The sequence below is a fragment of the Bradyrhizobium sp. U87765 SZCCT0048 genome (assembly GCF_018131225.1).
Classification (GTDB): domain Bacteria; phylum Pseudomonadota; class Alphaproteobacteria; order Rhizobiales; family Xanthobacteraceae; genus Bradyrhizobium_A.
This window is the reverse complement of sequence record NZ_JAFCMM010000001.1, coordinates 789,255-812,583: the sequence shown is the minus strand read 5'-3', so window position 1 is coordinate 812,583 and position 23,329 is coordinate 789,255. Positions and strand designations below refer to the sequence as shown.

Below are 23,329 nucleotides of genomic sequence, written 5' to 3'. Positions count from 1 at the left end.
CGGTTAGCCGACGCGATGCCATCGACATCGTCCGGTGCGGCCGGCATCCGCGCGTATCGGCGCGCAGATCGGACGTATGCTTACCTCTTGACTTGCCGGGGGACAGCGCGTTGATAACGCAAAAGTCCAGCACGTCATGCGCCTGCGGCGCATCATGCGAGAGGTCGGGATGGAACGGTCGGCGCGGGGAGACATGGTCATTCAGCAGTTGCGGGCCGCGCTCGGCCCCAACAGCGTGCTGGAGGGCGACGCGGTGCGCGAGCGGCCGGTGTCTCGTCTGATCCAGGAGGGCTGTGCGGCGATGGCGCTGGTGCGGCCGCGTTCGACCGAGGAGGTCGCCACCGTGCTGCGGATCTGTCATGCCGCCGGCCAGCCGGTGGTGCCGCGCGCGGGCATGACCGGCCTTGTCGGCGGCACCATGGTCGGCCCCGACGAGATCGCGCTGTCGCTGGAACTGATGAGCCGCATCGAGGAGCTCGATCCGGTGGCGCAGACCATCACCGTCGAGGCCGGCGTGCCGCTGGAGGCGGTCCAGACCTATGCCGCGGACCGCGGCTTCCTGTTCCCGCTGGACATCGGCGCGCGCGGCAGCGCCACCATCGGCGGCAACATTGCGACCAATGCCGGCGGCAACAAGGTGCTGCGCTACGGCATGACCCGCGACATGGTGCTGGGGCTGGAGGCGGTGCTGCCGGACGGCACCGTCGTGTCGTCGATGTTCAAGATCCTCAAGAATAACACCGGCCTCGATCTCAAGCAGCTGTTCATCGGCACGGAAGGCACGCTTGGCGTGGTGACGCGCGCGGTGCTGCGCCTGCGCAGCCAGCCATCGTCACAGCAGACCGTGCTGGCCGCGTTCCCGGATTTCGCCTCGGTGGCGCAGACGCTGGTCGAGATGCAGGAGAAGTCGGCGGGCACGCTGAGCTCCTACGAGATCATGTGGCAGGACTACTACCACCTGATCACCGAGCCCGGCCGGCGGCCGCCGCCGCTGTCGCGCGGCTATCCATTCTATGCGCTGATCGAGTGGGAGGGGGCCGACGCCGAGGGAGACCGCCAGCGCTTCGAGGCTGCGCTTGAACACAATCTCGAGCAGGGCCGGATCATTGATGCCGTGATCGCCCAGTCGGTGGCCGAGCGCCAGAACCTGTGGCGCATCCGTGACGACGTGCACTATCTCAAGACTCTCGATCCGCTGTTCGTGTTCGACGTCTCGCTGGCGATCCCGGCTATGGAAGGCTATGTCGAGAGCCTGCGCAACGAACTGACGCGGCGCTTCGGCACGGCGACGCTGATTGCCTATGGCCATCTCGGCGACGGCAACCTGCATATCGCCGCTTCGTGCGGCACGGTGGCGGACAAGGCCGTGGTCGAGCAACTGGTCTACGCACCGCTCGCCGCCATGCGCGGCTCGATCTCCGCCGAGCACGGCATCGGTCTCGACAAGCGCAAGCACCTGCCGATGACCCGCGCGCCGGAAGAGGTGGCACTGATGCGCACGATCAAGCGTGCGATCGACCCCGGCAATATCCTCAATCCCGGGAAGATCTATGGCTAGTGCGGCTGCCTCTCGTGCTTCGAGGCATGTTACACCCACCACGTCATGGCTCGACTGGATCCTCGACTGTTTGGTTGATTTGAGGCGTCAGCCACGCCCAAGACGTCATTGCCGGGCTTGACCCGGCAATCCAGCTTGTCCAGTGCTTGACGCTCATTTTAAAGCTGGATCACCGGGGCTCGGCGTGGAGCCTGTCATTAGGCCGCGCGTCGCGCGAACCTGTTGGGGTGGGCCCGGTGATAACGAGAGATGGGTTCACCGCGAGGCGACCTTCGCGTAGCTGCCATTGAGATACAGCAGCGGCGCGCCATCGCTCGCGGCGGCGCTGTCGATGACGTCGCCGACAAAGATGACGTGGGTTCCGACCGCGGTGGTTTCGCGCAGACGGCAGGTGATGCGGGCCTGGGCGCCTGTGAGCTGCGGCGGCGTGCGGCTGTCGCGTTGCCAGGCGCCGGTTTCGAAGCGGCTCTGACCGCTCGGCTTGCTGGCGAAGCGCTGCGCGACCACACTCTGGTCCTCGTCGAGGATATTGACACAGAACTGGCCGCTGGCGTGCAGTGGGCCGTGCAGCGACGTGTCCCTGTTGACGACGATGAGGAGGCTCGGCGGGTCCATCGACACCGAAGCGAATGCGGTCGCGGTCATGCCGTGGTCGACGCCGTCATGGGTCGTGGTGATCACGGCGACGCCGCTGGCGGCGCGGCGCATCGCCGCACGAAAGCCGTCGGCCTGCAACTCCGCGCGGGGCGGCGGGGCGCCGTCCTGCGCGGTTGCCGTCGCCCATCCGCCGTCGCCACCATCGAACGTCATGCCATGCTCTCCACGCGGCCGAGAGGGCCGGATGGCTAGATAGTACGTATGATTACTATCTGGCGCAAGATGGATCGCGCGGGAGGGGTGGGCGATTGTGTTTAACCACCGGGCTCGATATGGGTAGCGTATTGCAACAGAGGTCATCACCGTGCGGCGCCCTTCACATCTCGAAATTGCGGATCTGCTGGAAAAACCGGGCCATCTGATTCGTCGCGCCCACCAGGTCTCGGTCGCGCTGTTCGAGGCGCGCTCCGGCGCCTACAACATCACCGCGCCGCAGCATGTAGTGATGACCGCGCTGTTCAAGCATGCCCATGTCGATCAGGTCAGCCTCGCGGCGATGATCGGCCTCGACAAGGTCACCACCGGCAACATCGTGTCGCGGCTGCAGAAGCGCGGCCTCATCGTGCGTCGCCGTTCGCCGTCGGACGGCCGCGCGCACGAACTGATGCTGTCTGAAGCGGGGACGCGCATGCTGATGGAGATGCAGCATCTCGTGAAGGACTATCACGAAGAGATGCTCGGCAATCTCACCAAGGCGGAGCGCGCCAAGCTGGTGAAGTTGCTGCGGCGCATGATCGGCGTCGAACCGCCGCAGCGCGCGGCCGAGGCGAAGACGGGCACGAAGCGCAAAAAGTAAGCCTGGCGGATTGACAAACGATCGGCGTCTGCATCATCATAAAGTAAGAATACTAACTAATTGGGGAGCGGCGGCGGGAGGAGAGGCCCGCGGCCGACGACTTGCAGGCATGACCACGACATCATTGACCGCGCCGGAGCGCGAGTTTCGGACCCTCGAAGGATGCAGGATCGCGCTGCAGAGCGCCGGGCGCGGCCGACCGCTGCTGTACCTGCATGGCGCGGGCGGCGGCGGCTGGCATCCGTTCCTGTCGGTGCTGGCCGAGCGTTATCACGTGATCGCGCCGGAGCATCCTGGGTTCGGTCAGTCGCAGACGCCCGAATGGCTCGACAACATCCACGACGTTGCATTCTTCTATCGCCAGTTGCTGCGCGACCTCGATCTCGGCGCGGTGCATGTCGTCGGCAGTTCGCTCGGCGGCTGGATGGCGCTGGAGATCGCCGTCAAGGACACCCGGCATATTGCCTCGCTGTCGCTGGTGGCGCCGGCCGGCATTCACGCGAAAGGCGTGGCTCGGCCGGATACGTTCCTGTGGTCGCGCGAGCAGCAGCTGCGCCATCTCTACCACGACAAGGCGATCGGCGAGCGCATCCTGGCGCTGCCGCAGACCCCCGAGCAGGAAGAGGCCGACATGAAGAACCGCTTCATGACGGCGCGGCTCGCCTGGCAGCCGCGGTTCTACGATCCGCATCTCGCCAAGTGGCTGCACCAGATCGACCGTCCCATCCAGTTCCTGTGGGGAGCCGACGACGAACTGATCCCTGTCGCCTATGTCGAGGCCTTCCGCGGCCTGCTGCCGCAGGCCGAGTACACCGTCATTCCGAACTGCGGGCATCTGCCGCAGATCGAGCAGGCCGACACCTTTGTCCAGCATATCGACCGCTTCGTTGCGGGAGTGAAGTCATGAAGTTCGTTTTCTTCCACCTGATGCCCTATGCCGATCTCGACCTCGACTACGATCGCGATCACGGCTCCGCCTGGGTGACGCTGCCCAACAGCTACTATGATCCGGTCAAGGGCCATGAGCTCTACAACCGCTATCTCGACGAGCTCGAATATGCCGACCAGCTCGGCTTCGATGGCGTCTGCGTCAACGAGCATCACCAGACCGCCTATGGCCTGATGCCGGCGCCGAACGTGCTCGCGGGCGCGCTGGCGCGGCGCACCAGGAATGCCAAGATCTGCATTCTCGGCCGGGCGCTGCCGCTGGTCAGCAACCCGCTGACCATCGCCGAGGAATTCGCGCTGCTGGACAACCTCACGGGTGGCCGCATCGTCACCGGGTTCGTGCGCGGCATCGGCGCCGAATACCACACCATGGGCGTCAACCCGACCGAGAGCCACGACCGCTTCCACGAGGCGCATGACCTGATCGTGCGCGCCTGGACGGAAAAGGGGCCGTTCTCGTTCGAGGGCAAGTACTATCACTACAACTACGTCAACCTGTGGCCGCGGCCGTTCCAGAACCCGCATCCGCCGATCTGGATTCCGTCGCAGGGGTCGAGCGAGACCATTCGCTGGGCGTCGGCCAAGGAGCGGCGCTACACCTATCTGCAGACCCAGACGCCGCTGCCGATGCTTTACAAGTACATGAACATGTACCGCGAGGAGGCGCGCAAGGCGGGGTACGAGCCGTCGCCGGACCAGCTCGGCTGGTCGATCAAGATCTATGTCGGCGAGACCGACGAGATCGCGGTGCGCGAGGCGCAGCCCCACGTCGAGGCCTTCGTCAACAAGTTCCTGCGGATGCCGATGGAAATGCTGCTGCCGCCGGGCTATCTGTCGCTGGCGTCGATGAAGGGCGTGATGCAGGCCAAGAAGGGCATCACCTCCGGCGCGCGCACCATCCACGACCTGATGGAGCAGGGCACCTTCATCTGCGGCAGCCCGGCGACGGTGCGCGAGCGGCTGCTCGAAATCCAGAGCAAGGCCGGCTTCAACACCGTGTTGCCGGGCCTGCAGTTCGGCACCCTGCCGGAGCATCTGACGCGCAAGAATACCGAGCTTTTCGCCCGCGAGGTGATGCCTTATCTTCGCGACGCGGTGCCGGACTTCGCCAGGATGCCGACGCCGGCGTGAGGCCGGCAGGCAGCGGCAAGGACAAACAGATATAGCCCGTCAAGGGCATCAAGGCCGGCAAGCGGCCAGGGGAGGGGAACGATCGTGTCGGGGATTACAAAGCGTCAGTTTATGGCCGGCGCCGCAGCTGTGGGGTCCGCGGGCCTGGTCGGCGTGCGCGGCAGCGCGGCGGCGGATGCGCCGCAGGTGCTCAAGCCGCAGATCACCGCCCTCAACAGCATCGATCCGGCGCATGAAATCTCGGCCGGCGACGAGGGCCGGATCTCGATCCTCGTCAACAACGCGCTGCTGCGCTACGCGCCAGGGACGAAGTTCGATCTGATCCCCGACCTCGCGACGAGGTACGAGGTCAGCGAGGACGGCAAGGTCTACACGTTCTTCCTGCGCAAGGACGTGAAGTGGCACCGCAATTTCGGTCCGTTCACGGCGCGGGACGTCAAATGGTCGATCGAGCGCGTGCTCAATCCCGAGACCAAGTCGCGCAACGCCGGCCAGTTCCGCGATATCGCCAGCGTCGACGTGGTCGACGATCACACCGTCCGCTTCAACCTCAAGGCGCCGTCGGCGGTGTTTCCCCATGCGGTTGCGACCTTCCGCGCCGGCTTCCTGATGAGCGAGGCGGCGGCCAAGGCGCAGGGGGCGGAGTACGGCACCAAGATCGTCGGCACCGGACCCTTCTACATCGAGAAGGCCGATCTCGGCCGCGAGATCGTGCTGCGCCGGAACGACGAGTATTTCGGCGACAAGCCCAGGCTCGACACCATCTCCTTCCAGGTGATGCGCGAGGAGAGTACCTCGATGCTGGCATTCGATCGCGGCCAGATCGACGTCGTCGACATCAACGACAAGAACACCATCGATCGCTATCTCAGGAATCCCGATGTCCACTTTCTGGTGTCCGACGTCACCACCGGCTTCTATCTGCTGACGTTCAACACCCGCAAAGCGCCGTTCGATCGCAAGGAAGTCCGCCAGGCCTTCCAGTACGCCATCGACAAGAAGGCGATCGTCGATACCGTCTATGGCGTGCGCGGCCAGGTGCTGGACACCGTGGTGCCGCCGGGTGTCGAGGGCTACACCACCGATCTCAAGCGTTATGCCTATGATCCGGACAAGGCGGCGAAGATGCTCGCCGATGCCGGCGTACGCGATCTGAACGTGACGCTGACCGTCCCCGTCACCTACCAGCGCGAGGCTGTGCTGCTGCAGGCGCAGCTCAAGAAGGTCGGCGTCACGCTGAACATCAAGCAGATCGACCGGCCGACCTGGTTCCGCATGCTTGGCCAGACCGACCACGAAATCCTTTGGAACGCGGCGTTCCGCGCGCCGGCGGCCGACGCCTTCCTCTATCCGAGCTATCATTCCTCGAACATCGCGCCCAACGGCATCAACTGCGCGATGTATGGCGGCGTCGACGATCTCCTCGACAAGGCCCGCGTGACCTTCGACGCGCAGCAGCGCGCCGCTCTCTACACCGAAGCGCTGCGCCGTATCGCCGAGGACAGCCCGGCGATCCCGCTGACGCTGGAGAAGAACACTTACGTGGCGCAGAAGTGGATCAAGGGGCTCGACGCCTATCGCGTCCCCGAGAACACGCCGACGCTCGAGCGTGCCTTCATCCAGAAATGACGCGGGTGTGCGGGTGTCGTTGTCGCGGACCGGCCGGCCGGGGTGAGACGTGAGAAGCGTCGGCCGCCTCCTGCTGCAGGCCGTCCCCACGCTGCTCGGCGTGATGACGGTGCTTTTCCTGCTGATCCGCATGATCCCGGGCGATCCCGCCCAGGTCATGCTCGGCACCGACGCGACCGCGGCGGACCTCGCGCGGCTGCGCCACGACCTCGGCCTCGACCGCTCGCTGCTCACCCAGTACGTCATCTTCCTCAGGGATTTCGTCACCGGCAACTGGGGGCTGTCGCTCGCCACTCATGAACCCGTGGTCGGACGCATCCTCGAGGTTCTGCCGTCGACGCTGCTGCTGTGCGCGGCATCCATCGTGGTGATCATCGCCATCAGCATTCCGGCAGGGGTCATCAGCGCCGTGAAGCGCAACACCGCGCTCGACTACGGCGTTTCCGTCACCGTGTTCCTGCTGATGTCGATGCCGCAGTTCTGGCTCGGCCTGATCCTGCTGCTGGTGTTCTCCTACTGGCTGGGCTGGCTGCCGATCTATGGCAATGGCGAGCCCGGCGATATGCTCGACCAGGCCGTCCATCTGATCCTGCCGGCGGTGACACTGGCTGCCGGCTTTCTCGGGCTGACCACGCGCCTGACGCGCTCCAGCATGCTGGAGGTGCTGAGTCGCGACTATATCCGCACCGCGCGCGCCAAGGGCTTGAGCGAAAGTGTCGTGATCGTCCGCCACGCCCTGCGCAACGCGCTGCTTTCGGTCGTCACCGTGCTCGGCCTCACCGTGGGCCAGTTGCTCGGCGGCGCGGTGATCGTCGAGGTGGTGTTCGGCCGCACCGGTGCGGGCACCATGGTGTGGGACGCCATCCTGCAGCGCGACTATCCCCAGGTGCAGGCATCGGTGGCGGTGTTCGCCGGCCTGTTCATTCTCACGACCCTGCTGACCGACATGCTCTACACCGTTCTCAATCCGCGGATCCGTCTGTAATGCCCGCCCGTCTGCTCTCGAACGGCAAGGCCGTGACCGGCGGCTGCATCGTGCTGGCGATGGTGCTGGTGGCGCTGCTGGCGCCCTGGATCGCGCCCTATGATCCGCTGGCAATCGGGGCGGGCGGCGGCAGCGAGGCGCCGTCGCTCGCCAATTGGATGGGCACGGACTTCTTCGGCCGGGACGTGCTGTCGCGGGTGATCTGGGGCGCGCGGCCGTCGCTGCTGATTGCGCTCTCCAGCGTTGCGACCGGCTGCGTCATCGGCTCTGCCATCGGAGTGATGGCCGGCTATTTCCGCGGCTGGATCGATACGCTGCTGATGCGTCCGATGGACATTCTCCTGAGCTTTCCCATCGTGGTGCTGGCGCTCGCCATGGTCGCGGCGCTCGGCAGCAGCCTTGTCAACCTGGTGCTGACCATCAGCCTGCTGTTCATTCCGCGCTTTGCCCGGGTCGTGCGCGGCGAGACGCTGGGGCTGCGCGAACTCGACTACATCGAGGCGGCGCGGGCGTCCGGCCAGCGCGATGTCGCCATTATCTGGCGCCACATCCTGCCCAACGCGTCGGCGCAGATCATCGTCACCTGCACGGTGTTCACCGCCAACGCCATCCTGGTCGAGGCCGGGCTGTCGTTCCTCGGCGTCGGCGTCAATCCGCCGGATCCGTCGTGGGGTAACATGCTGGCGGAGGGCCGCACCAATATCATCGGCGCGCCGTGGCTGACGACCTTTCCCGGCTTGATGCTGACGCTGACCCTTGTCGGCTTCAACCTGCTCGGCGATGCGCTGCGGGACATCCTCGATCCGCGCCTGCGCGGCGTCGGCATGTGAGGTTGCGGCCATGAGCATTCTCACCGTCGAAAACCTTGTCACCGAGTTCAGGACCCCGGCCGGGCCGCGGCGCGCCGTGGACGACGTCAGCTTTTCCCTCGACCGCGGCGAGACCCTCGGCCTCGTCGGCGAATCCGGCTCGGGCAAGAGCGTGACCGCGCTGTCGCTGCTGCGTCTGATCGATCCGCAGGCGGGCAGGGTGACCTCGGGGCGGGTGCTGTTCGACGGCCAGGACCTCCTGACGCTGTCCGACCGGGCGATGCGCGGCCTGCGCGGCAGGCGCATGTCGATGATCTTCCAGGAGCCGCTGTCGGCGCTCAATCCCTGCTACACGGTGGCCGACCAGATCACCGAGGTGTTCGTCGCTCACGGGGACGGCCGTGGTGCCGCCTCGCGCCGGCGCTGCCTCGAACTGCTCAAGCTGGTTCATATTCCCGATCCCGAGGGGATCATGCGGCGCTTCCCGCACGAGATCAGCGGCGGCATGCGCCAGCGTGTCATGATCGCCATGGCGCTGGCCTATACGCCGGACGTGCTGATCGCCGACGAGCCGACGACGGCCCTCGACGTCACCATCCAGGCGCAGGTGCTGCATCTGCTCGACCGCCTGCGCCGCGAACTCAATCTGGCCGTCATCCTGATCACCCATGACATGGGCATCGTCGCCCAGCACGCTGACCGCCTTGCGGTGATGTATGGCGGGCGCATTGTCGAGACCGGACCGGTTGCCGAGGTGTTCGCGTCCCCCAGCCATCCCTATACCAAGGGGCTGCTCGCCTCGGTGCCCACGCTTGGCGACCGCTGGCGGCATGGCCATCAGCGTCTCAACGAAATTCCGGGATCGGTGCCGACCATCATGGAGGACGTGCCGGGCTGCCGCTTCGCGCCGCGCTGTGCGCAGCGTTTCGCTGTTTGCACCGAACGCCCGCCCTTGTTCGCGCGTGATGACGGTCGCACGGTCGCCTGCTGGCTGGAGAGGAACGCGTCATGACCTCCGCCGACAACGTTCTCGAGGTCCGCGATCTCGTGGTGCGCTACCCGGTACGCCGGCGCTCGCTGTTCGCGCCCCAGCACTGGGTGCATGCGGTCAACGGCATCTCCTTTTCGCTGGCGAAGGGCGAAACGCTGGGTATCGTCGGCGAGAGCGGCTGCGGCAAGACCACGCTGGCGCGCACCGTGATGCGGCTCGCCGAACCGCATGCCGGCAGCATCACGCTGAACGGCCGCGACATCACCCATCTGCACGGCGAGGCGCTGCGCCGCATCCGCAAGGACATTCAGATCGTCTTCCAGGATCCGTATGCCTCGCTCGATCCGCGCGAGCGCGTCCGCGACCTGGTGCGCGAGCCGCTCGACGCGTTGTCGCCGCTCGGCCGCAAGGAGGCGGAGGAGCGGGTCGACTGGCTGCTCGCCAAGGTCGGGCTGTCGGCGGCGCAGGGCGACAACTATCCGCACCAGTTCTCCGGCGGCCAGCGCCAGCGCATCGGCATCGCCCGGGCGCTCGCGCTCAATCCCAGCGTGGTGCTCGCCGACGAGCCGGTCAGCGCGCTCGACGTCTCGGTGCGGGCCCAGATCCTCAACCTGCTCGGCGACCTGCGTGATGAGATGGGCCTGAGCTATATCCTGATCTCGCACGATCTCGCGGTGATCGAGCATGTCTGCGATCGCGTCGCCGTGGTCTATCTCGGCCGCATCGTCGAGATCGGGCCGGTGGAGCGCATTTTCCGCGCGCCGTCCCATCCCTATACGCGGGCGTTGCTCGAGGCCATTCCGGTCGCCGACCCCACGGCGCCGCGCCGCGCCGACGATATCTATGGCGAATTGCCGAGCCCGGTGTCGCCGCCGCCCGGCTGCACCTTCCATCCACGCTGTCCGCTGGCCATCGACCTCTGCCGCCAGACACGTCCTGAGCCGACCGATCGCGGCGACGGCCACTTCGCCGCCTGTCACCGCGCACAGGAACTGGTTGCGCAGGCGGGGTAGCGGCGCCAACTTCGCGAGGTGGGCCTCATCCTTCGAGACGCGGCGGAGCCGCTCCTCAGGATGAGGAGAAAAGTCGTTCAGCGGAAAAGTCTGCCGAATAGGTGGGAGTCGACCGCTTCTCCTCATGGTGAGGAGCTCAGCGGAGCTGCGCGTCTCGAACCATGAGGCCGATGCGTTGCGGCTCGGGCTTACGTCGCCCCGCCATCGACCACGAGGCTCTGGCCGGTGATCAGGCGGCTGTCGTCGGCGGCGAGGAACAGCGCCATGCGCGCGACGTCCGGCGGATAGAGCTTTTCCGGAATGCACTGGTTCTGCATCAGCCGGGCTTCGCCCTCCGGGGTCAGCCACAGCCGCACCTGGCGCTCGGTCATGATCCAGCCGGGCAGGATGACATTGACGCGGATGCCGTCGGGGCCGAGTTCGCGGGCCATCGCCCGCGTCAGGCCGACGACCGCGGCTTTTGAGGCGACATAGACCGGCAGGCCCGGCGTGCCCTTGAGCCAGGTCACCGAGCTGAAATTGATGATCGAGCCGTGGCGGCGGCGGCGCATGCCCTCGCTCACGGCCTGGATGGCGAACAGCTGGTGGCGAACGTTGACATCGGTGATGCGTGTCCAGTCGTCCGGCGTCAGTTCGGCGAGCTTGTGGCGCTGGTCGTTGGCGGCGTTGTTGACGAGCACGTCGATGCCGCCATGGGCGGCTTCGGCCTGCACGATCGCGGCGCGCAGGGCATCGATGTCGGTGACGTCGCAGTTGATGAAGACCGGCGCCGGATGGCCGGCGCGGCCGATGGTCTCGACCAGGGCCTGCGACGCCTCCTCGGCGACGTCGATGAACGCGACGCGGGCGCCCTGGGCGCAGAATTGAGTGACCAGCTCGGCGCCGATGCCGCTGCCGCCGCCGCTGATGAACACGCTGCGCCCCTTGAGGCTCGGGTAGCTGGCAAAGTCGCTCATGAAAGGTGTCCTGTGGCGGCGGGCGGAAGGTCGATACGGTAGGCCCGGGCCGCCGTGCGCCAGAACAGCGCGTCGCGCGCTGCCGCGCTGAAGCCGGCGGTCAGGCTCCGATAAACCTCCATATACCGCGAATACGGCGCGTAAAGGCGATCGATCGGAAAGTTCGAGCCGAACATGCAGCGCTCGACGCCGAATGCCGCGATGACGGTCTCGACGATCGGCCGCAGGCTCTGTTCCGTCCACTGCGGGTCGGTCATGCCGAGGCCGGAGATCTTGGCGTCGACATTCGGGCAGGCGGCGAGGGCGGCGATGCCGTCGCGCCAGCGCGCGAGGCCCTCGGTGCTGCGGTCTATCGGGAGCCCGGCGTGGTTGAGAATGATCCGGGTGTCTGGATAGGCGCGGGCGAGTGCCGCGGCGTCCGCGAGCTGCCAGGCGTTGACCTGGAGGTCGAACGACAGGCCATGGCGGGCGAGGGCGTCGAAGCCGCGCCGCCACGACGGGTTGGCCATGAGGTCGCTGCGCTCGCACAGGCGGTACTGCTGGTCCTCGCCCCAGTTGAGCATGTGACGGACGCCGCGGAAGGCAGGAAAAGCCGAATGCCGCGCCAGGATATCGGCGGCGGCCGGGTCGGCGAGGTCGCAGAAGCCGACGATGGCGATCGGGAAGCCGGCCCGCTGCGCCTGGGCCGCCACCCATGCCGTCTCCGCCACCGGATCGCCCGGCTGGCGGCCGCACTGCAGGTGCACCGATCCGATCAGGTCGACGGCAGATGCTTCCTGCCGGAAGTCCGCGAGCAGATAGCGCCCGCACACCGGCGTGGTATCGCCCATGAACTTGCGGGCTCCGCTGCCCATCCACGGGTAGGGCGCGGTGTCCGGGTCCCAGAGATGATGATGCGCGTCGATGAAGCGGATGCGGGCCGCCGGCGACGCCGGCTCAATGGATCTGGCGGGCGTTGCCAACGGCATTCCTGAGCATCTCAACGTTGAAGCCGGGGGTCCTGGCGGCGGCGATGATCGCGGCCTCGCGTTTGGCGAGCAGCGCCGCGGTCTTCGGGATCTCGGCGGCGATCGCTTCGGGGATCACGACGGCGCCGTGGCGGTCGGCATGGATCAGGTCGCCATGCTCGGCATACATGCCGGCGACGTTCACCGGCTGGCCGAAATCGACGATGTGGTAGTGCGCGTGAGACGGCACCACCTTGCTGCACAGCATCTGGAAGCCCGGCGCGTTGCCGTCGACGTCGCGGACGCTGCCGTCGGTAACGACGCCGAGGCAGCCGAAGCCCTGATGAATGTGGGTGTTGACCTCGCCCCACAGCGCGCCGAAGCCGGCACGGAAGCCGTCGAGATCCTGGATGATGCACACCGACGGCGTCGGGCCGCCCTCCGCGATATAAGTGTAGTAGGCCATGTTGCGCGCGCTCTTCTCGGCCTGCGGCACGGCGAGCGGTTGCATCGAGCGAAAGGTCGCGGTGCGGGCATAGCCGACCATCGGCTTGAGGCTCGGGTAGAGGCACTGCAGCGCTTCGGTGGTGAAGCCGAGGCCCGTGCGGGCGGGATCGAGCAGCTCGATAGCATTGCAGACCGTGGGGGTGTCGAGCGTGGCGAGCTCGGCGAGCAGGTCGGCGGAGAAGACGGGCATGGAGTCCGGGGTCCTTATTCAGGGGCCGCGGCTCGCAGGGACGGCCGCCGAAACAGGTGCGTATACGTACTAAATTGACCCGCCTGTTCCACGCTGTCAACCATCCGTTCCCCGCAGCCGCCTCGCGGCGGCCACGGGGATGCGCTGGTTCAGTTCGTGCCGGAAGCGGCGTTGAAGCTGCGGTCGAGCGCCGGGCCGACGTCGACCTGCCGGCCGATCAGGCCATAGCGCGTGGCACGGTCGGCAGCCTGCTGGAATTCCCGCTGCACGGTGTCGTCGATGGCGATCGGACTGGTGCGCTGGGCGGCGTAGGCGCGGGCCAGCACGTCCTCCGGCAGCTTGGTCAGTTCGGCGGTGCTGCGGGCGTATTCGGCGTTGTGGTCGAGCGACCACAGGCGGGCCTTGTTGAGCCGCTGCAGGAAGTCGGCGACCGCGGCGCGCTTGGTGGCGATCGCGGCATCGGTTGCGACCACGAAGGTGATGGTCGGCGTCAGGCCTTCGCCGTCGGCGACGACGCGCGCGTTGTCCTTGAGTTCGGCATAGGAGATGTAGGGCTCCCAGACCGCCCAGGCGTCGACCGACCCGGCGAGCAGCGCGGTCTTGGCGTCGACCGGGCCGAGCGCCACGAAGGTGGCGTCGTCGAGCTTGTAGCCCGCCTTCTCCAGCGTCGCGGAGATCAGGAACTGGCCCCAGCCGCCGCGGGTGCCGGCCAGCTTCCTGCCCTTGAGGTCGGCAGCGGAGCGGATCGGCGAATCCTTGCGTACCACAATCGCCTGGGTGTGGGCGTCGGAACGCGTGCCGCCGATCGCCTTGATCGGAGCGCCGGCCGCGAACACCGTCAGGAAGGAGAGGTCGCCGGTATAGCCGACGTCGAGCGCGCCGGCGTTGAGGGCTTCCAGGATCGGTGCGGCGGCCGGAAACTCCGACCATTCGATCTTGTAGGGGAGGTCCTTCGCAAGGCCTGCAATCTCCAGCAGCGAGCGGTTGCCACCCTTCTGGTCGCCGACGCGCAGCGTGACCTGCGACTGCGCGAACGCTGATGTCGCGACGACGCAGGCTGTCGCCGCCACCGCGATCGATCGCAGGCGGCGCAAGGCCTTCAGCAGGGAAGCGGAGATCGTTTCGGTCGTCGTCATGCAGATGCAGCCTTTCGTGAATGCAGGATCGGGAACATATGCTCGGCGCAGCAAATGCCGCTCGTCAATAAAATGGCCGTGCGAAGAATGCAGCGCGCCGGGAAGGTTCGTCTCGAAAACGCGCCATGTATGGAACGTTGCGTGCGTCGTGAAATCGCAGCCGCTTCGATCCATGCGGAGAGGGAGAGAATGTCTCCGGGATCTGCGAACTTCAAAATTCCATTTCATTGACGCTCGTGCGCGTCCGGCACCATCATGCCTGCATGTTTCGACCGTCGCGCCGGCAGGCTGCGGCGGACACCTGAATCCATTTTGAAAGCCGATGTCGGATCGCTCCGACGCGCAGCGTGGGTGCGCTGCGCGGGCGGGATTCTGTGTCTTGCGGGGAGAGTAATTGATGACGATGGGTCACGGGCGGTTCAATCGCCGCACGCTGCTGCAAGGCGCGGGCGCAGCCGCTATCGCTGCGCCCCTTGGCGTGTTCGGCGCACAGGCGTTTCCAGCCCGATCTGGTGGAACGGCGTTCGACGCGCAGGACGGTATCTGCAGAACTGCATCCGACGCCGCGCCGCTCAGCGGTGCGCCGCGCAAGCTGAAACTGTCATGGAATGCCGGCGCCGTCTGTCTCGCGCCGCTTCCGGTGGCGATCGATCAGGGCTTCTTTCAGAAGCACAATCTCGACGTCGAACTCGTCAACTACAGCGGCTCCACCGATCAGTTGCTGGAAGCGATCGCAACCGGCAAGAGCGATGCGGGGCTCGGTATGGCGCTGCGCTGGCTGAAGCCGCTGGAGCAGGGCTTCGACGTCAAGATCGCCGCCGGCACCCATGGCGGCTGCATGCGCGTGCTGACGCGCGCCGATTCCGCGCTCAAGGGCCTCGCCGATCTGAAGGGGCGGCCCGTCGGCGTCGGCGATCTCGCCGGTCCCGACAAGAACTTCTTCTCGATCCAGCTGTCCAAGCTCGGCATCGACCCCAACACCGAGGTCGACTGGCGGCCGTATCCGTCCAATCTGCTGCAACTCGCGGTCGAGAAGGGCGAGGTGCAGGCCGTGCTGGTGGCCGATCCGGTGGCTTATCTCTGGCTCAAGGATGGCACCTACAAGGAAATCGCCTCCAATCTCGACGGCGACTACAAGGACAGGACCTGCTGCATCGTCGGCCTGCGCGGCAGCCTGGTGCGCGAGGAGCCGCAGGTTGCCCGCGCCGTCACCCAGGCGCTGCTCGATGCGGCCGCCTTCACGTCGCACCATCCGGAGCAGGCGGCGAAGTCGTTCCTGCCCTATGCGCCGAAGGCGGCAACCCTTGCCGATCTCGAGGGCATGGTGCGCTACCACACCCATCACCATCATCCGGTCGGCGCGGAGCTGAAGCAGGAGCTGAAGGCCTACGCCGACGATCTCAAGCGTGTCGCGGTGTTCAAGCCCTCGACTGACACGGCCAGGTTTGCGGAGAAGATCTATGTCGACGTTTTCGGCGTCTGACGACGTCCCTTACCACGCGCCGTCCGGCGCGGCCGCGACGGCCACCCGGGCGCATGGCTGGCGTCACGTGCCGGTGGCCGGCGCCGGCGTGGCCGCGGCGCTCGCCTGGGGCGCGTTCGGCTGGTCGTGCCTGTGGCGCGATGATGTCGGCGACTGGTCGCGCACGCATGATCTGGCGGTTGCGGCTTTCGTGATCGCGGCGCTGCTCGGCGTCGCCACGGTCGCCGCCGTGTGGTTCGAGCGGACCGACGGCCTGCGCCAGCGTGCGCCTTGGTTCATCGTGCTCGGCCTGTTTCTGACCCTCTGGGAAGTCGCCACCGCCAAGCTCGCCTGGCTGCCGCTGCCGTTCTTTCCGCCGCCGCAGGCGATCATCGAGGTCTATACCGACGATCTGCCGAAGCTCGCCGCCAGCGTCTGGGCCTCGGTCAAGCTGCAGCTCGGCGGCTATGTCATCGGCGCCGTGGCCGGTTTCGTCACGGGCGTGGCGATTGGCTGGTCGCGCAGCGTCGGCTACTGGGTCCATCCGATCCTGCGTTTCATCGGACCGCTTCCGGCAACCGCGTGGCTGCCGATCGCGTTCTTCAGCTTTCCCTCCAGCTGGAGCGCCAGCACCTTTCTGATCGCGCTCGCGACCGGCTTTCCGGTCACGGTGCTGACCTGGTCGGGGGTCGCGAGCGTCAGCACGGCCTATTATGACGTCGCGCGCACGCTGGGGGCGAAGCCCTCGTTCCTCGTCCTCAAGGTCGCGATCCCCGCGGCGCTGCCTTATGTCTTCGTCGGCCTGTTCATGGGGCTCGGCGCTTCGTTCGCGGTGCTGGTGGTCGCGGAGATGATGGGCGTCAAGGCGGGGCTTGGCTGGTACCTGCAATGGGCGCAGGGCTGGGCCGCCTACGCCAACATGTATGCGGCGCTGCTGGTGATGTCGCTGCTGTGCTCCGGTGCGATCACACTGCTGTTCAAGGCGCGCGATCGCCTGCTGGTCTGGCAGAAGGGAGTCGTCAAATGGTAGCGCTGGCCACGAAATCCCAACTCCCCGGTGCGGCACTCGACATCGACGGCGTCAGCCATCAGTTCGACATCGACGGCAAGGCGCTGCCGGTGCTCGACGACATCAGCTTCAGCGTGCGTCCGGGCGAGTTCGTGGCGCTGCTCGGGCCCTCGGGCTGCGGCAAGTCGACCCTGCTGCGTCTCGTCGCCGGCCTCGAGCCGCCGCGCGCGGGAACGCTCCACGAGGATGGCGAGCCGATCACCGGTCCGTGGCCGTCGCGGGTCGTCGTGTTCCAGGATCCGACGCTGTTTCCCTGGCGCACGGTGTGGAACAACGTCGCCCTCGGCCTCGAGGCCCAGGGCATCCTGCGCAGCGAGCGCCGGCGGGTCGATGCCGCGCTCGATCTCGTCGGGCTGTCGGCGTTCCGCAGCGCCTATCCGCACCAGCTGTCCGGCGGCATGGCGCAGCGCGTGGCGCTGGCGCGCGCGCTGGTCAACGATCCGCGCATCCTGGTGCTGGACGAGCCGCTCGGCAAACTGGATTCGCTGACCCGCATTACCATGCAGTCCGAACTGGTGTCGCTGTGGCAACGCTCCGGCTTCACGGCGTTGCTGGTCACCCACGATGTCGAGGAGGCGTTGTTCCTCGCCAATCGGGTGATCGTGTTCAGCGACCGTCCTGCGACAATCAAGGCAGATATCCCCGTCGATCTGTCGTATCCGCGCCATCGCGGCGATCCACGTCTCGCCGACCTGCGGCGGCAGATCCTTGGTCTGCTCGGCCTTGACGCCACCTGGTGATGGGGCGCTGACAATGGACGCCGCCACCACCATCTTCGACAAGGCGAGCCTGCTGGCTGCAGGCTTCGCCGGCCGCGCGGCCGGACACGATCGCGATCGCAGCTTTCCGTTCGAGAACTTTCGCGAGCTCGCCGACGCCGGCCTGCTGGCGCTGACCGTGCCGGCCGTGCGCGGCGGCCTCGGCGGCGGCGTGCAGGATGCCGCGCGGGTGCTCGGCATCATCGGCCGCGCCGATCCGTCGACGGCGCTGGTGCTGTCGATGCACTACATCCAGCACCTGACCATCGCGGTGAGCCCGGCATGGCCGTCCCATCTGGCGCATCGTCTGGCGCGGGAAACGCTCGACGGCGTCGCGCTTGTCAACGCGTTGCGCGTCGAGCCGGAGCTGGGATCGCCGGCGCGGGGCGGTCTGCCGGCGACGGTGGCGCGGCGTGCTGGTGACGGCTGGCGCATCACCGGCCACAAGATCTATTCGACGGGCGCGCCGATCCTGAAGTGGTATGTGGTGTGGGCGCGCACCGACGAAGCCGAGCCGCGTGTCGGCGCTTTCCTCGTGCCCGCGGGCGAGCCGGGGATCCGCATTGACGAGACCTGGGACCATCTCGGGCTGCGCGCCAGCGGCAGCCACGACGTGCTGTTCGACGATGTCGCGATTCCTGCCGATCATGCGGTCGATATCCGCACTCCCGCGCAATGGCGGGCGGTGGAGGGCGCTCAGGTGCCGCTGCATGCGGTGCTCATTCCCGCGATCTATGACGGCGTTGCCCGTGCGGCGCGCGACTGGCTGATCGGATTTCTCAAGACACGGACGCCGTCCGGCCTCGGCGCACCGCTGGCGACGCTGCCGCGGGCCCAGGATGTCGTCGGCGACATCGAGACGCGCCTTGCGGTCAACGCGCGCTTGATCCGCAGCTTCGCCGAGGATTGCGACAGCGGCCACGACATCGCGGTCGGCGAAGCCAACATCCTCAAGCTCACCGTGACCAACAACGCGATCGCGGTGGTCGAGGCGGCGCTGTCGCTCACCGGCAATCACGGCCTGACGCGCGCCAATCCGCTGGAGCGGCACTATCGCGACGTGCTGTGCGCGCGGGTGCACACGCCCCAGGACGACTCCACCCGCGCGGCAGCCGGGCGGCTCGCGCTCGGGATCTGATCAGGCGACCTCAGCGAGGAAACACCATGTCCGTGGAATTCATCGGCTACATCAGCAACAACAACGCCTCCGAAACCATCGTGCGCGCCGGCCCGGTGCTCGACCGCCATCACATCGAGACGGTGGCGAAGGCGCATGAGAACGCCGGCTTCGACCGCGTGCTCCTCGCCTTCCACTCGTCCATTCCGGACGGCCTTCAGGTTGGCCAGCATGTCCTCGGCGTCACCGAAAACCTCAACGTCCTGATCGCCCAGCGCCCGGGCTTTACGGCGCCAACGCTGCTGGCGCGTCAGCTCGCCACCGTCGACCAGCTCTGGCGTGGCCGTGTCGCTGTGCATATCATCACCGGCGGCAATGCGGCCGAGCTGCGCCAGGACGGCAACATCCTCGACGACAAGGACGAGCGCTACGCCCGCACCGACGAGTTCCTCGACGTCGTGCGCGCCGAGTGGCACAGCGCCAAGCCATTCGACTATCGCGGCAAGTACTATCAGGTCGAGCAGGGCTTCTCACTCGTCAAGCCCTATCGCGCCGAGGGCATTCCGATCTTTGTCGGCGGCGCGTCGGATGCGGCGATCGAGGTCGCCGGCAAGCATGCCGACACCTTCGCGCTGTGGGGGGAATCCTATGCCCAGGTGCGTGACGTCACCGCGCGGGTGCGGCTTGCCGCCGCCCGGCATGGACGCCCGGCCCCGCGCTTCAGCCTGTCGGTGCGGCCGATCATCGCCGAGACCGAGGAGAAGGCGTGGGCCAAGGCGGAGGCGATCCTGGAGCGTGCCACGGCGCTGCAGGATCAGACCGGCTATCGCCGTCCGGCCGATGGTCGTGCCAGCGCCGGTGCGAAGCGTCTGCTGGCGCTGGCGGAGCAGGGCACCCGCATCGACAAGCGGCTGTGGACGGAGATCGCCAAACTCACCGGCGCCAACAGCAACACCACGGCGCTGGTCGGCACGCCCCAGCAGGTCGCCGAGGTGTTCGGCGACTATTACGATCTCGGCATCAGCCATTTCCTGATCCGCGGCTTCGATCCGCTGATCGACGCCATTGACTATGGCCGCGAGCTGATCCCGCTGACGCGGGCGCTGATCGCCGAGCGGCAGGCCGGGCGGGGCGTGGCTGCAGAATGATCCGCGTCCTCGTCGCCGCCGGTGCATTGCTGCTCGCGCTCGCCGGCAGCGCTGCCGCGCAGGTCACGCTGCGGGTCGGCGACCAGAAGGGCAACGCCCAGGCGGTGATGGACGCCGCCGGCGTTCTCAGGGACGTGCCGTACCGGATCGAGTGGAAGGAGTTTCCCGCCGCGGCGCCGCTGCTGGAGGCGCTGGGCGCCGGTGCCATCGACGCGGGCCTCGTCGGCGATGCGCCGTTCACCTTTGCCGTTGCGGCGGGGACGCCGGTGCGCGCGGTCGCCGCCATCCGTCAGTCCCAGGAAGGACTGGCGATCCTGGTGCCGAAGGACTCGCCGATCCGCAGCTTCGCGGATCTCAAGGGCAAGACCATCGCCACCGGCCGCGGCTCGATCGGCCATCAGCTCATCCTCGCCGCGCTGGAGGCTCATGGCTTGGCGGTCGCCGACGTGCGGCTCGCCTTCCTCGCGCCATCCGACGCCAAGGTCGCCTATACCCGCGGCTCGGTCGATGCCTGGTCGACATGGGAGCCTTATGTCAGCCAGGAGGAGGTGCTGTTCGGCGCGCGTCGCATCCAGACGGCGGAGGGGCTGACGCCTGGCCTGAGCTTCATTATCGCGCGGCCGGACGCGATCCGCGACCAGCGTGCAGCACTCGACGATTTCGTGCGCCGGCAGACCGCGGCGCGCGCCTGGTCGCGATCCCATGTCGCCGACTACGCCGCGAGCTGGGGACGTCTGATGGGCATCCCGGCCGAGGTGGCGCAGCACTGGCTGCAGCGGGCGCGCATCGAGGTGACGCCGATCGACGACAGCGTCGTTGCCGGCGAGCAGCAGACCATCGATCTCTACCACCGCGCCGGGCTGATCGGGCGGCGGCTCGTGGCCGACGAGGTCCTCGACCGCTCGTTCGCCGATGCGATCACACGGGCGAGGGGCGACTGAAACGATCTAGCCCGGCAGGGCGCCGTCGGCATACTGGGCGGCGAATTCGGCGCTCGGCGGGATCGGCGTGATGACGTCGATCAGCACACCGTTGGGGTCGGACGTGATGAAATGGCGCTGGCCGAAGGCCTCGTCGCGCAACGCCTGCAGGATCGGCAGGCCTGCCGCCCGGGCTGTCGCATAGACGGCGTCGGCGTCCTCGACCTCGAAGTTCAGCAGCAGGCCGCTGGCGCGGCCACGGCCGCTCTGCGGAATTGTCTCGTGGGCGCCGTCGAGGACCGCGAGATTGACGTCGGCGTTGCCGGCGAACTGCAGGTGGACGTACCAGTCGCTGCTGAACATCTCCGTGAAGCCGAAGTACGTCTTGTAGAAGTCGGCGGTCGCTCCGACGTCGCCGGTCATGATGACCGGATAGAAACTCGTGATCTGCATGGCGATGCTCCTTGCGACAGGATGGTCAGTCCCGCGACTCTGACATACAGTCTGTATGTTTTTCGCAATTAACATACAGGCTGTATGTATGCAAGAGGCTGCCCGCACCAACCGTGACCGCACCGAGAGGACCCGCGCCGCGCTGCTGCAGGCGGCGCGCGCGCTGTTCGTCGCGAAGGGCTACGCCGACACCTCGACGCCGGAAATCGTTGCCGCTGCGGGCATTACCCGTGGCGCGCTCTACCACCACTTCGACGACAAGAAGGCGCTGTTCCGCGCGGTGGTGGCGGCCGAGGCGGAAGCGGTCGCCCATGACATCGAGCAGCGCGCCGCGCCGGTGAAGGCGTCGCCGGTCAATGCGCTGCTGGCCGGTGGCGTCGCCTATCTCGATGCGATGGCCGTGCCCGGCCGCACCCGGCTGCTGCTGATCGAAGGGCCGTCGGTGCTCGGCGTTGCCGAGATCAGGGCGCTCGACGACGACACGGCGGCGCGGACGCTGCGCGAGGGATTGCAGGCCGCCATCGGCTCGTCCGCACAACTGCCGGCGCTCGCCGACCTGCTGTCGGCGGCGTTCGACCGCGCGGCGCTCGCCATCGAGGCCGGCGCCGACGCCAAACCCTACCATGCGGCCATCGCGCTTGTGATCAAGCGCCTGGTCCAGTCGGCCTGAAGGAAACGACACGTGACATCGGACACCGCGCAAGCGCCGCAGCACTGGTCGTCGCGGCTGCCATTCTATTACGGCTGGCTGATCGTCGGCATCGCCTTCGTCACCATGGGCGTCGGCGTCACCGCGCGCACGGCATTCTCGCTGCTGCTGCCGCCGCTCATCGACGAGTTCAGGTGGGACCGCGGTGTCGCGGCGGGCGCGTTCTCGTTCGGCTTTCTGGTGTCGGCGATCGTCAGCCCGCTGGTCGGCCGGGTCGTCGATGCGCGTGGACCGCGGATCGTGATCCAGACGGGAACGGCGCTGATGGCGGCCGGCCTGCTGCTGGCACCGTGGGTGACGACGCCCTGGCAGCTCTACGCCACCCTCGGCGTCGCCGTCGGTGGCGGCGCCAACATGATGACCTACACGGTGCACTCCCAGTTCCTGCCATACTGGTTCGTGCGCCGGCGCGGCCTCGCCATCAGCATCGCGTTCGCCGGCGCCGGGGTCGGCGCCATCGTGCTGCTGCCCTGGTTGCAGCGGATCATTCTGGCCGATGGCTGGCGGGCTTCGTGCACCGCAATGGGCCTTGTCGTGCTGCTGGTCATCACGCCGCTCACCATCTTCATCCGCAAGCGGCCGGCCGATGTCGGTCAGCAGCCGGATGGCGGCGTGGCCGGCGGAACGACGGCGACGCGGCATGTTGCGACGGTCGTGGACCCGGCCTGGGCGGCGGTCGAATGGACGCTCTCCCGCGCCATGCGCACGGCGCGGTTCTGGTGGATCGCGTTCGGCTACAGTCTGGCGCTGGTCGCCTGGTACGCCATCCAGGTGCACCAGACCAAGTATCTGCTTGAGATTGGCTTTTCGCCGATCATGGCGGCGTGGGCGCTGGGTGCCGTCAGCATTGTCGCGATTCCCGGCCAGATCCTGCTCGGCGCACTGTCGGACCGTATCGGCCGCGAATGGGTGTGGACGGCGGGCTGCCTCGGCTTTGCGGCGTCCTATGCCGCGCTGCTCGCCCTCGGGCACGTGCAGTCGGTGATTCTGCTCTATGCCATGGTCTTTGCGCAGGGCTTCTTCGGTTATGCCCTGCCGTCGGTGATGGGGCCGATCGTCGCCGAGATTTTCGAGGGGCCGCACTACGGCACGATCTTCGGCACCCTCGGCATTGCGCTGATCGGCAGTGGCGCCATCGGCCCGTGGATGGCCGGGGCGATCCAGGACCGGACCGGCAGCTATGACCTTGCATTCCTGGTGATCATCGGCTGCTGTGTCGTCGCCGCGCTGGCGATCTGGATGGCCGCGCCGCGCCGGGTGCGCCGCGTGCCGGGGCAGGCGGCGCGGTCCTAGCCGTGGCCGGGCGGCGGACCGACTCAGTGGTGGTTGCGGCCGTCCGCTCGACGCCGGGCCAATGGACTGCGCACCATTCGGGGCGGCGGTGACGATCCCCCGCCGTCAGTCATATCGCTGTCATCTTCGTCCTCAAATGTCGCACCA

The 23,329-nt window shown here is 67.3% G+C and carries 23 protein-coding genes; 17 read left to right on the top strand and 6 right to left on the bottom strand.

Features of this window, described 5'->3' with window-relative positions; all coding sequences use genetic code 11:
• Positions 1-169 precede the first annotated feature (169 nt).
• Complete coding sequence (locus JQ639_RS03545) at positions 170-1,558, top strand: FAD-binding oxidoreductase (protein WP_249123523.1); 1,389 nt, start codon at positions 170-172, stop codon at positions 1,556-1,558.
• Positions 1,559-1,813: 255 nt separating this feature from the next.
• On the opposite strand, the gene JQ639_RS03540 is transcribed toward JQ639_RS03545, so the two are convergent.
• Positions 1,814-2,368, bottom strand: a complete 555-nt coding sequence (locus tag JQ639_RS03540; protein ID WP_211969377.1) for a flavin reductase family protein — start codon at positions 2,366-2,368, stop codon at positions 1,814-1,816.
• A gap of 151 nt (positions 2,369-2,519) precedes the next feature.
• Here JQ639_RS03540 and JQ639_RS03535 point away from each other — a divergent pair, with 151 nt between their 5' ends.
• The 8 genes from JQ639_RS03535 (at position 2,520) to JQ639_RS03500 (ending at position 10,517) form a co-directional block, all read left to right on the top strand.
• Positions 2,520-3,011, top strand: coding sequence for a MarR family winged helix-turn-helix transcriptional regulator (locus tag JQ639_RS03535; RefSeq protein WP_211969378.1), 492 nt, complete (start codon positions 2,520-2,522; stop codon positions 3,009-3,011).
• Between the two features lie 109 nt (positions 3,012-3,120).
• The gene (locus JQ639_RS03530) at positions 3,121-3,918 is read left to right on the top strand and encodes an alpha/beta fold hydrolase (protein WP_211969379.1); all 798 of its coding nucleotides are present in this window, start codon (positions 3,121-3,123) and stop codon (positions 3,916-3,918) included.
• The gene (locus JQ639_RS03525) at positions 3,915-5,090 is read left to right on the top strand and encodes an LLM class flavin-dependent oxidoreductase (RefSeq protein WP_211969380.1); all 1,176 of its coding nucleotides are present in this window, start codon (positions 3,915-3,917) and stop codon (positions 5,088-5,090) included. Before JQ639_RS03530 ends, JQ639_RS03525 begins: the two co-directional genes overlap by 4 nt.
• Positions 5,091-5,174: 84 nt before the next feature.
• On the top strand, positions 5,175-6,719 hold the full coding sequence (locus tag JQ639_RS03520; protein WP_211969381.1) for an ABC transporter substrate-binding protein: 1,545 nt from the start codon (positions 5,175-5,177) through the stop codon (positions 6,717-6,719).
• A gap of 49 nt (positions 6,720-6,768) precedes the next feature.
• Positions 6,769-7,704 (top strand): ABC transporter permease, encoded by a 936-nt coding sequence (locus JQ639_RS03515; RefSeq protein WP_211969382.1) that lies wholly within the window; start codon positions 6,769-6,771, stop codon positions 7,702-7,704.
• Positions 7,704-8,534 (top strand): ABC transporter permease, encoded by an 831-nt coding sequence (locus JQ639_RS03510; protein ID WP_211969383.1) that lies wholly within the window; start codon positions 7,704-7,706, stop codon positions 8,532-8,534. The genes JQ639_RS03515 and JQ639_RS03510 overlap by 1 nt, the downstream gene beginning before the upstream one ends.
• A gap of 10 nt (positions 8,535-8,544) precedes the next feature.
• On the top strand, positions 8,545-9,525 hold the full coding sequence (locus tag JQ639_RS03505) for an ABC transporter ATP-binding protein (RefSeq protein WP_211969384.1): 981 nt from the start codon (positions 8,545-8,547) through the stop codon (positions 9,523-9,525).
• A complete protein-coding gene (locus tag JQ639_RS03500; protein WP_211969385.1) occupies positions 9,522-10,517 on the top strand; it encodes an ABC transporter ATP-binding protein in 996 nt (331 codons plus the stop codon). Before JQ639_RS03505 ends, JQ639_RS03500 begins: the two co-directional genes overlap by 4 nt.
• Positions 10,518-10,705: 188 nt before the next feature.
• Here the strand turns inward: JQ639_RS03500 and JQ639_RS03495 are convergent, their stop codons facing one another.
• The 4 genes from JQ639_RS03495 to JQ639_RS03480 all read right to left on the bottom strand — a co-directional run bounded on the left by JQ639_RS03495 (position 10,706) and on the right by JQ639_RS03480 (position 14,253).
• Complete coding sequence (locus tag JQ639_RS03495; protein WP_211969386.1) at positions 10,706-11,473, bottom strand: SDR family NAD(P)-dependent oxidoreductase; 768 nt, start codon at positions 11,471-11,473, stop codon at positions 10,706-10,708.
• Positions 11,470-12,441: an amidohydrolase family protein gene (locus tag JQ639_RS03490; RefSeq protein WP_211969387.1), complete on the bottom strand. Its 972-nt coding sequence runs from the start codon at positions 12,439-12,441 to the stop codon at positions 11,470-11,472. Before JQ639_RS03490 ends, JQ639_RS03495 begins: the two co-directional genes overlap by 4 nt.
• Entirely contained in the window at positions 12,410-13,117 is a 708-nt protein-coding gene (locus tag JQ639_RS03485; RefSeq protein ID WP_211969388.1) for an RraA family protein, read from the bottom strand. Before JQ639_RS03485 ends, JQ639_RS03490 begins: the two co-directional genes overlap by 32 nt.
• 149 nt (positions 13,118-13,266) lie before the next feature.
• Positions 13,267-14,253, bottom strand: a complete 987-nt coding sequence (locus tag JQ639_RS03480) for an ABC transporter substrate-binding protein (RefSeq protein ID WP_211969389.1) — start codon at positions 14,251-14,253, stop codon at positions 13,267-13,269.
• A gap of 397 nt (positions 14,254-14,650) precedes the next feature.
• On the opposite strand from JQ639_RS03480, the gene JQ639_RS03475 reads away from it, so the two are divergent.
• From JQ639_RS03475 to JQ639_RS03450, 6 genes are read left to right on the top strand one after another with little or no spacing between them, the layout of a single operon-like run.
• Complete coding sequence (locus JQ639_RS03475; protein ID WP_211969390.1) at positions 14,651-15,736, top strand: ABC transporter substrate-binding protein; 1,086 nt, start codon at positions 14,651-14,653, stop codon at positions 15,734-15,736.
• Positions 15,714-16,745, top strand: coding sequence for an ABC transporter permease (locus JQ639_RS03470; RefSeq protein WP_211969391.1), 1,032 nt, complete (start codon positions 15,714-15,716; stop codon positions 16,743-16,745). Before JQ639_RS03475 ends, JQ639_RS03470 begins: the two co-directional genes overlap by 23 nt.
• Entirely contained in the window at positions 16,739-17,524 is a 786-nt protein-coding gene (locus JQ639_RS03465; protein ID WP_211969392.1) for an ABC transporter ATP-binding protein, read from the top strand. Before JQ639_RS03470 ends, JQ639_RS03465 begins: the two co-directional genes overlap by 7 nt.
• Positions 17,525-17,537: 13 nt before the next feature.
• Positions 17,538-18,680: an acyl-CoA dehydrogenase family protein gene (locus JQ639_RS03460; protein ID WP_211969393.1), complete on the top strand. Its 1,143-nt coding sequence runs from the start codon at positions 17,538-17,540 to the stop codon at positions 18,678-18,680.
• Between the two features lie 26 nt (positions 18,681-18,706).
• A complete protein-coding gene (locus JQ639_RS03455) occupies positions 18,707-19,807 on the top strand; it encodes an LLM class flavin-dependent oxidoreductase (protein ID WP_211969394.1) in 1,101 nt (366 codons plus the stop codon).
• Complete coding sequence (locus JQ639_RS03450) at positions 19,804-20,748, top strand: ABC transporter substrate-binding protein (RefSeq protein ID WP_211969395.1); 945 nt, start codon at positions 19,804-19,806, stop codon at positions 20,746-20,748. Before JQ639_RS03455 ends, JQ639_RS03450 begins: the two co-directional genes overlap by 4 nt.
• Positions 20,749-20,754: 6 nt before the next feature.
• Here JQ639_RS03450 and JQ639_RS03445 read toward each other — a convergent pair whose 3' ends face one another.
• Positions 20,755-21,180: a VOC family protein gene (locus tag JQ639_RS03445; RefSeq protein WP_211969396.1), complete on the bottom strand. Its 426-nt coding sequence runs from the start codon at positions 21,178-21,180 to the stop codon at positions 20,755-20,757.
• A gap of 88 nt (positions 21,181-21,268) precedes the next feature.
• On the opposite strand from JQ639_RS03445, the gene JQ639_RS03440 reads away from it, so the two are divergent.
• Both JQ639_RS03440 and JQ639_RS03435 read left to right on the top strand, forming a co-directional pair.
• The gene (locus JQ639_RS03440) at positions 21,269-21,850 is read left to right on the top strand and encodes a TetR/AcrR family transcriptional regulator (protein ID WP_211969397.1); all 582 of its coding nucleotides are present in this window, start codon (positions 21,269-21,271) and stop codon (positions 21,848-21,850) included.
• Positions 21,851-21,955: 105 nt separating this feature from the next.
• Entirely contained in the window at positions 21,956-23,182 is a 1,227-nt protein-coding gene (locus JQ639_RS03435) for an MFS transporter (RefSeq protein ID WP_211969531.1), read from the top strand.
• Positions 23,183-23,329 lie beyond the last annotated feature (147 nt).